This window comes from Acanthopleuribacter pedis (assembly GCF_017377855.1).
Taxonomy (GTDB): Bacteria; Acidobacteriota; Holophagae; order Acanthopleuribacterales; family Acanthopleuribacteraceae; genus Acanthopleuribacter; species Acanthopleuribacter pedis.
Genome location: NZ_JAFREP010000011.1, coordinates 282116 through 290140, shown reverse-complemented (window position 1 = coordinate 290140; position 8025 = coordinate 282116). Strand labels below are relative to the sequence as shown.

General features: G+C 55.3%; 6 protein-coding genes. 5 read left to right on the top strand and 1 reads right to left on the bottom strand.

Features of this window, described 5'->3' with window-relative positions; translation table 11 throughout:
- Nucleotides 1-145 precede the first annotated feature (145 nt).
- The 5 genes from J3U88_RS13560 to J3U88_RS13540 all read left to right on the top strand — a co-directional run bounded on the left by J3U88_RS13560 (nt 146) and on the right by J3U88_RS13540 (nt 7092).
- On the top strand, nt 146-625 hold the full coding sequence (locus J3U88_RS13560; protein ID WP_207859363.1) for a YchJ family protein: 480 nt from the start codon (nt 146-148) through the stop codon (nt 623-625).
- Between the two features lie 973 nt (nt 626-1598).
- Nucleotides 1599-3824, top strand: a complete 2226-nt coding sequence (locus tag J3U88_RS13555) for a hypothetical protein (RefSeq protein ID WP_207859362.1) — start codon at nt 1599-1601, stop codon at nt 3822-3824.
- 245 nt (nt 3825-4069) lie between these two features.
- On the top strand, nt 4070-4591 hold the full coding sequence (locus J3U88_RS13550; RefSeq protein WP_207859360.1) for a CesT family type III secretion system chaperone: 522 nt from the start codon (nt 4070-4072) through the stop codon (nt 4589-4591).
- A 108-nt stretch (nt 4592-4699) separates the two neighbouring features.
- Nucleotides 4700-6400, top strand: coding sequence for a histidine kinase (locus J3U88_RS13545; RefSeq protein WP_207859358.1), 1701 nt, complete (start codon nt 4700-4702; stop codon nt 6398-6400).
- Nucleotides 6397-7092, top strand: a complete 696-nt coding sequence (locus J3U88_RS13540; protein ID WP_207859357.1) for a LytR/AlgR family response regulator transcription factor — start codon at nt 6397-6399, stop codon at nt 7090-7092. Before J3U88_RS13545 ends, J3U88_RS13540 begins: the two co-directional genes overlap by 4 nt.
- A 202-nt stretch (nt 7093-7294) precedes the next feature.
- Here the strand turns inward: J3U88_RS13540 and J3U88_RS13535 are convergent, their stop codons facing one another.
- Nucleotides 7295-7936 carry a hypothetical protein gene (locus J3U88_RS13535; protein WP_207859356.1) on the bottom strand — a complete coding sequence of 214 codons (642 nt, stop codon included), beginning with the start codon at nt 7934-7936 and terminating at the stop codon, nt 7295-7297.
- Nucleotides 7937-8025 lie beyond the last annotated feature (89 nt).

Genomic DNA, 8025 nt, shown 5'->3' with positions numbered 1-8025 from the left:
CCAACCACTCACCATAACAACCCGGGGGGGTGTCCCCACACCCCCGTGGGGTCCCCACGCCCGCAATGGTATAAGTGGGCGTCCGCGGTGTCGAACCCGATGGTTTTACGGCACCCTGCTTTTGCCGCGAGGAAGGAGAACCGAGATGTCCGCGTGTCCCTGTACGCCCGAAAACGCTTACGCGCAGTGCTGCCAACCCTTTCACCTGGGTGACCAACAACCGGAAACCGCCGAAAAACTGATGCGCGCCCGTTATTCCGCCTACGTCAAAGGCGAGGTCGATTTTATTTTGAACACGACCCACCCGGCCAAACGTCCGCTGGTCGATCCCGAAAGCGTTCAAGCCTGGTCCGACGAGTCGGAATGGCTCGGCCTCGACATTGAAGGCACGGAGGAAGGCGGCCCCGGCGATGAACGTGGCACCGTTACCTTTAAAGCGCACTACCGCCTGGAGGAAACCGAACGCAGCCACCACGAACGTTCCATTTTTTCCAAAATTGACGACGTCTGGTTTTACGAGGACGGTAGTTCGGCCCAACTCCGCCGCGAGGCCAAGGTCGGCCGCAACGATCCCTGCCCCTGTGAAAGCGGCAAAAAATATAAAAAATGCTGCGGCGCCGCGTAATCCTCCCGCGATGAATCTCCAAAAAAAAACAGGACCCTCAGGAAGAAAGCCAACGCATCCAAGCCCTGGCACGGTTCAAAGCTCCCGCTGAACCAGCGCCAAACACCAACACAACCCTTTGAATCGGTTAAACGTACGCACTTTCCCACAGGCTTCTGAAGGGTGCCGAGGGCAAAACCGGGCTTACTTGATACGGCCATGGCGGTCGATCCCCTTACCCAGAGTTGCGTGATCTGCATCACAGCCTAACCGCCTCCACACTTTCTCCTGAATTCCTTCATACTCTCTTGGAATTTCGCTCCCATATTTTCGCAGCAAGTAAGCCACGGCACTTTTTCAGTCCCATTCTTCAACACCTTGCCTTTACCCGCATTACTCACAAGGAATTCTGCTATGAAGCCGAAAGCCATGCGATTACGAGGGGGCGGCCATCCGCATTACTCGGTCGAGCCGCCTTCGCCTCAGCTGCTACGCCGAATGGTCGGCCCCCTGCGCCGTCTCTCGGTCGTAATCTTCGTACTCACAAGGCTTTCTGCTTCTCGCAACGAATCCTTGTGAGAAATGCGGGTTAACCCGCCCTGTGCCCCCACGCTTACTTTTTGAACGAACGACTCGATACATGCCCGCCCCACACGACGCATTTTTTAGCGCGTTTCCTTATGAGGAATTTTTCGCACGCGGCATCCTGCTCCTTCGCCTCTATACCGTCGCCACAAGCCACATCAGGAACCCAGCCGCCAAGCTTCACCCACCGTCCCGTCACGGCTCATGCCGATTGTCCCGGCGGTGGGGTCGGCCCTGGGTTGTTCCTCGAGGAGTTCCCATGTTTCCATCGCTGCAAAGCACCAAGCAACGTCAACGATCTTTCTCTGAGCCTATTTTGCCGAAACGACCCAACCCCATGGGTATGAAAGGAATCGATTCCCAAAACAAAAAAACGTCACCCCCCTCACCCAACGGTAAAGATCAACACGTGAGTAAATCGATCCCGCCCCAGCAAATTCAATTAAACAATGCAAAAGTGCCCACGCCAAAACGCATCCAGTTGCTGCAATTACAAATCGCATCCACCCATGATAAACAATACAAAAACAACACCAGTGGGCTCCTGGACAAGGTCGATTTAGTATTTGAAGCCTTTGCCAAAATGCACGACCAGAACTTTACCGACAACCGTAAAGGCACCGCCCCGGTATACACCCTTCCCGAATTTTTTTGGAGCGATTTCAAATCCAACCTCACCCAGGACCAAAAAGAAATGCTCATGGCCGCCATCCAAGAAAAAGCCGCCAGTCCCAAGTTTGAAGGCGCGATTTTTGTCCTCGGCACCATGTGTACCGCCCAACCTCCCGAAAGCTTAACCGCGCTGCGACCGCAAGACTTACACATGCTTCAGGACCAATTGGGCAGTGATGAGTGCGATCTTAGTGCCGCCTATCAGGAGGCGATGGGGCCGGAGGTCGAGAATTGCGAACAGTACCGCAACGAACCACGAGCGTTGCTCGCCACCGTGGGCGACATGCTCAACGCGCGCCTCGACGCGTTAAACATCCCCCGCGATACGCCACCCGAAAGATTAGGCGAATTCAATTTCAATCGCGAACAAGAGTTGGCCACGATTGTTGAGACCGTTAAGAAAATGGCCACCCACCGCGACGCGCTCAAAACACTGGCATTCATGCCCAAGGGGAGTTACCTCAGCTCATCTAAAATAGAAACTTTCCGTCAAAAAGTCGCCAAAAAGGATTGGCCGGGCGCCCGTAAGCTACTCAAAAAAGGCCTGGCACCGAGTTTCAAACAAAAGGACCTCGACAATCTCATCAGTAAAGATCTCCGGGCCATCAACGACTTCTTCCAAACCTTCGGTTCTAGCAAGAGCAATTTCTCCAAGCTGGCGAACACCTTTCGCAAGTTCTATTATCCCAACTCGGCGACCATGCCCGAACGAGAGGTTTACGAGGAACGGGTAAGCCGCCAAGAGGCCAAGGCTCAATCCATACTCAGAATGCGTTCACCCGGCGACATGTACAAGCTAACGGAAAACCAATCGATGGTTATTGAAGGCGGCAAAGGCGGCAAAATGGAAACGGTCACCAAACTGTTCCCGTCCAAAGCCGACACCCCTTCCTACTTTTCAAACCGTTTATCCAACCTGCTCATCCCGGAAAAGCTCCAAAGCTCAAGCATCAAAGCCAACCCCGAACAGAACAGCAGCGATCTCGGTGACCAAATCAACGAAGCGGGCATCACCGCGGATGATTTTGTGTTCGACAGCCCCAAAACGGGCGTCAAACTCGGGGTCGTTATTTGCAGTGACTACACCAACCAGGTTTACAAAGCGTTTTTCGACGAGGACAACAAAGACCGCATCGACCACCTCCAAATCGTTGCCGCCGGCGTCCCCAGCCTCAAAACCGACATTGGCTCGTCCAAAACCTCCATCGGCTTAAACGACGGCGCGGACGGCAGCTCGCAGTTCATCCGCTCGGACTCCGAAATCAACAACAAACGCGACATTTCAACAGACGTGGTCGAATACAACCCCCAAACCCAAGAATTTACCATCTTTTCCCAATCTCAAGAGTTCACCAAAAAACCACTGGATCTGGAGAACAAGAGCTATGCCGTCGGGGTAAGCCAACCCATCCACCTCAGTGACGGCGATGAATCGTCCATTGGCTCTTTCGACGAAAACACCAACAAAGGAACCATCAACTTGATGGAAAAACTGATCATAGACAGCGAGACCTCCATCAGCCTTTGGCAAGAACAGTTGGCCGAGGTCGACGGCTTACTTGAGCGCATGAAAGAACCCATGTCTGTCATTGAACCCAGGGAAGAGTTAATCGACAAGGATAACTTCCAGAAGCAGAAGTTCCTGAAACAGAACGAACAGGGCATCTGGGAGTCCAAGGTCGATCACGAAAAGTTGACTCAAGAAATGGTCAAACCCCGTGAACTCATGGCGGACATCATCGGCGTCGTGAACCAGGACGTGTTTTTATTGAGTGGCAACAACAACCAACCGTTCAAACCAAACGAACGCCTCGAAGTCCGCACGAGGTTGCAAGAGCTCAAACACACACTTGAGGCCAACATCGACGACAGCTTCAAGGTGATAGAGCACAACAAAAAAATGCTGGATCGCATTGATGTAGATCGCATCCGCGCCAAGATTCATCAAAACGATTTCGTCTAATCAACAGACGCAATTCAACGCCCCTCTCTCCCACGCCGGCTTTTCACGCCGGCGTGGCCGGACCCACCGACCTCGCCGGGATCACGAAGCGGCAGCACCACCCTCGGACTTTTTAAACCGAGACCCGCCGCGGGCCCCGCCATGCCCAAAGAACCCCGCCGAGCCTATCGGGCCTAGGAACAAACCGCGCACCAAATCAAGGTTCGCATCAGCCCCGCCCCGGGTTTTTTACAGGAGAAGTTCCCATGCAAGCAGCAGTCGAAACCGTGAATCAGTGGTTGGTCAACATGAGTCGCGATTGGGAGACCCCCGTTACCTTAGACGAAGAAGGCGCTTGTGCGATCAGCGCCGCCAACGGGTTCACCCTCGAACTCTACGTTGTTTCCGCCATGGAACGTTGTTTTATGAACCTTCACTTAATGGACATGCCTATCGAGAATCGCGAGGGTTTTTATGAACAGGTTCTCGCCATGAACATGCACCAACAAGAGACCCACGGCGCCACCCTTGCCGTTGACCCCAAAAACAAAAGCGTGCTGTTGTGTTATTCGCAAATGGTCGCCTCCTTAACCGCCGAGGACTTCCAAAACCTGCTGCAAAACCTGCTCAGCACCGCCGAAACCTTGGTATCCCAATTAAAAACCTTCCAAAGAGAACAACCCCAAGCATTCACCGAACCTCACACACGTTCGGCAACAGCACCCCGGCCGGATCACCCGACACCGGCCCAACCGGCCCCTTTCTCCCAATTCATGCAGTTGGTCTAACCACCGAAGCGGCCCCGCGCCTGCCAGGTCGCCACCCTTCTTCCAACAGCACCCACCATTGGCAGAATCCCCCGGTTCGTCTAAGATCGCCGGGGGGTTCCACACTTCATGTCGCCAAAGATTTTGAAATTTACCGTGCTTGCCGTCGCCGTAATCATCAGCATCGCGGCGATGGTTTCGACAGCAACCAAAGCGCAAGGCACCCAGCAACGCGATGACCGCATGAAGGTCAAAGCCGGCGACGACCTCAACTGGAAACACCCCGATTTTGATGACGGCGATTGGCTCGGCTACCGCGCCTGGCAAATCAAAACCGGGGCATACCGCGGCAACCTCTGGGTGCGACAAACCCTCGCGTTGGAACCCAACAGCGACCGCGAGGTGTTCGTGCTGGCCGCCACCGGCTCAAGCGAAATTTATTTCAACGGCGAATTGATCGGCCGCAACGGCGTGGTTGGCGACGACGCCGCCGAGGAAGAACCCGGTTCCCTGCTCTTCCATTGCACCATCCCCAAGCACCTCCGCCAGGCCGACAACCAGATCGCCATCCGGTTTTCAAACCACCGCGGGGTGGGTCGCTTTTACCTGCTTGGCGGCGGTGTCGGCAGTTTGCCCGACGTCCTTGCCTTCACCCGCATTTCAATGTTCCCGTTCCTCTTCCTCGCCGTGTTCATCGTCATCGCCATTTATTTTGCGGTACTCTGGATCCTCAACCGCGACCGACCGTCCTACGCCGTTTTTGCCGCGATCTGCGCACTCACCGCCTGCTTGCTCTTTGCCGAAAGCCTACGTGCCCTGGGTTACCCATACCATTGGCACGGCTACCGGTTACGCCTGATCGCCACCCTCTCGGCGGGGCTTGCCGCCCTGCTTCCGTTGTTGTTCATCCTGCGCCACGACCTGGCGCGATATTGGCTCCTCGGCATACCGCTGGGGATGGCCGTCGCGGCCGCGCGCTTCCACCGTCATCCCGACGAATTCGCGTTCGGCCAATTCATCGCGGCCCTCCTCTTTGCCCAACTCGCCGTGTGTGTCGCCTACCACCGCGGCAAAACCAACGCGCTCCTCGGCGTCATCGCCGTCAGCCAAGCCCTCTTGATTCTGTGCCTGACCGGTATGTCTTTTATGGAGCAGGGGCTGTTTGTCAGTATCACCATTCTGATCGTAATCATCTTGATTTCGCTTGGGCTGCAAATCAGACGCGAACGCGTGTTGTACCAGGAAACCCGTTTGCGTTCCGCACGCCTGCAAATCGAGCTGCTCAAAAAACACCTGCAACCCCATTTCATGCTCAACACCTTAACCGCGGTGATGGAATGGCTTGAGCGCGAACCCAAAACCGGCGTGGCCTTCATCGCCTCACTCGCCGAGGAAATGAAGATGCTCAACCGCATGGCCGACCAAACCCTGGTCAGTCTGGAGGACGAATGCCTGCTGTGCCGCCGCCACCTCGATCTGCTGACCTACCGCACCGGCGAATGTTATGCCTTTGAAACGGATTACCAAAACCCCGATTTGCAGATTCCGCCCGCACTGCTGCTGACCCTGGTGGAGAACGGGATCAGTTATGCGCTGGACGAAGGCACGGTGCGTTTTGAATTGCATCAGCGCCTCACCGAAACGCGCACCATCGAAATGATCTTCCGGGCCGTCGGGGTCACCATCAACACGGAGGCAAACGACGACGGGACCGGCGGCAAATACATCAAAGCCCGTTTGGAAGAGAGCTTCCCCGGACGCTGGCAGCTCGAAGCAAGCGGTCAAGACCAAACCTGGACCACGCACATCACCCTCAAAGGAGCCCCATGAACATCCTCATCGTGGAAGACGAACGCATCATCGCGGAGCGTTTGGCCCGTTTTGTCAAAGCGGAATTGGGCACGGCGCGCCACCATCTCGACATGGTGCCCAGCCTGGCCGCGGCACGGGCCCGCACCCACACCCAGCCCTGGAGCCTGGTATTCCTCGACTTGAACCTCAAAGGTGGCGACGGTTTCGACCTGCTCAAAGACGCGGTGGCCGCTTCCTTCCACACGGTGGTTGTCTCAGCCTATACCGACCGCGCCTTCGAGGCGTTCCAATACGGGGTGTTTGATTTCATCGGCAAACCGTTTGATCAAGCCCGAATCGCCAAAACCCTCAACGCGTTCACCACCAACCAGCGCGGTCAAGCCGACACCCGCGTGCTGGCCGTCAAAAAAGGCCGCGAACTGATCCTGGTGCCGTTGGAAGAAATTCGCTTCATCAAAGCCGCCAACAACTACAGCGAGCTGCACCTGGTTTCCGGCGCCGAGGAACTGCACAACAAGCCATTGGAACAACTGGAACGCTTGTTACCCAAGGCCTGGCTACGCGTTCACAAATCCTACATCGTGCCCAAACACCGCATTCGCGCCTGGCAATCGGTCGCGAGCGGTACCCAAGTCGAACTCGACGACGGCGAACGCATTCCCGTCAGCCGCCGCCGCTACCTCAAATTCAAACAAGCGTGGCTAACCTAACCCCGGCCGGCATACCGCCGCGAGACCAAACCGGCCGCGGATTCGTAGGAACGGTGGCCGGTGCCCCTCCTGGGCACACCGAGGGCGGACGGCGGTTTCATCTGTGAAAAGAACGCCGTTTGATTTCCTCGCCAGACGGTAAGGCTTGGACAACCGCTTTTACCTTTCGCGAATCCGCCTTTTCATCAGGCGGGGAAACCCATTAGCTGGGTGGGAACCGTGTCGCTAATTCGTCGATGATTTCTTCAATGACGTCGAATTCATTATCGGGAATACCACCTTTAATCAAATCATCCAGCCAGTTACTTCTTAGGGCCTTCCCTTCATTGACTTTACTAAAAGCCTCTAACCGCAACTTGGACCAACTGGTTGCCCCCAGCTTTTCATCAATCATGTTTATTAGGGCTTCCATATAAGGATCGTCGCCCGGCCGCGCCTGCTCCGCCTTCAACCAGGCCAGGTTATCCCCTTCCACCGTGTCCATGCGATTGCCTTGGCCGCTTGGTTCCGTAAACACCGTATCCTCAAAGGACATATGGGACAACAGGCAGTTGGTGAACACGGGTTTGACAAAACGGCAGCCGCGAAACATCAACGACAGCCTTCGCTTGTCCATTTCACCAATTTCGGGATACGGCCACAGCTCGCTCATACGGTTGCGAATCATGCGGTTGCGCCGGTTTGGCTGCACGAACAAGGCCTCCAGCTTCACGTTTTCAAACGTACAGTTGATGAATAGGGTTTCAGCCGGATTGTAGCGTTTCAGCGTGACGTTTTTAAAACGACAGTTTTCGAAACGATTCTGCGGTGAGATCATTTCCTCAAGCACCAGATCTTCAAACACACAATCCTTCCACAAGTTGGAGGCGCCCCAAAAATGGTGTTTCGCCTTCAACTTGCGGAAAACACTTCGCTCAAAAACGCATTCGATGA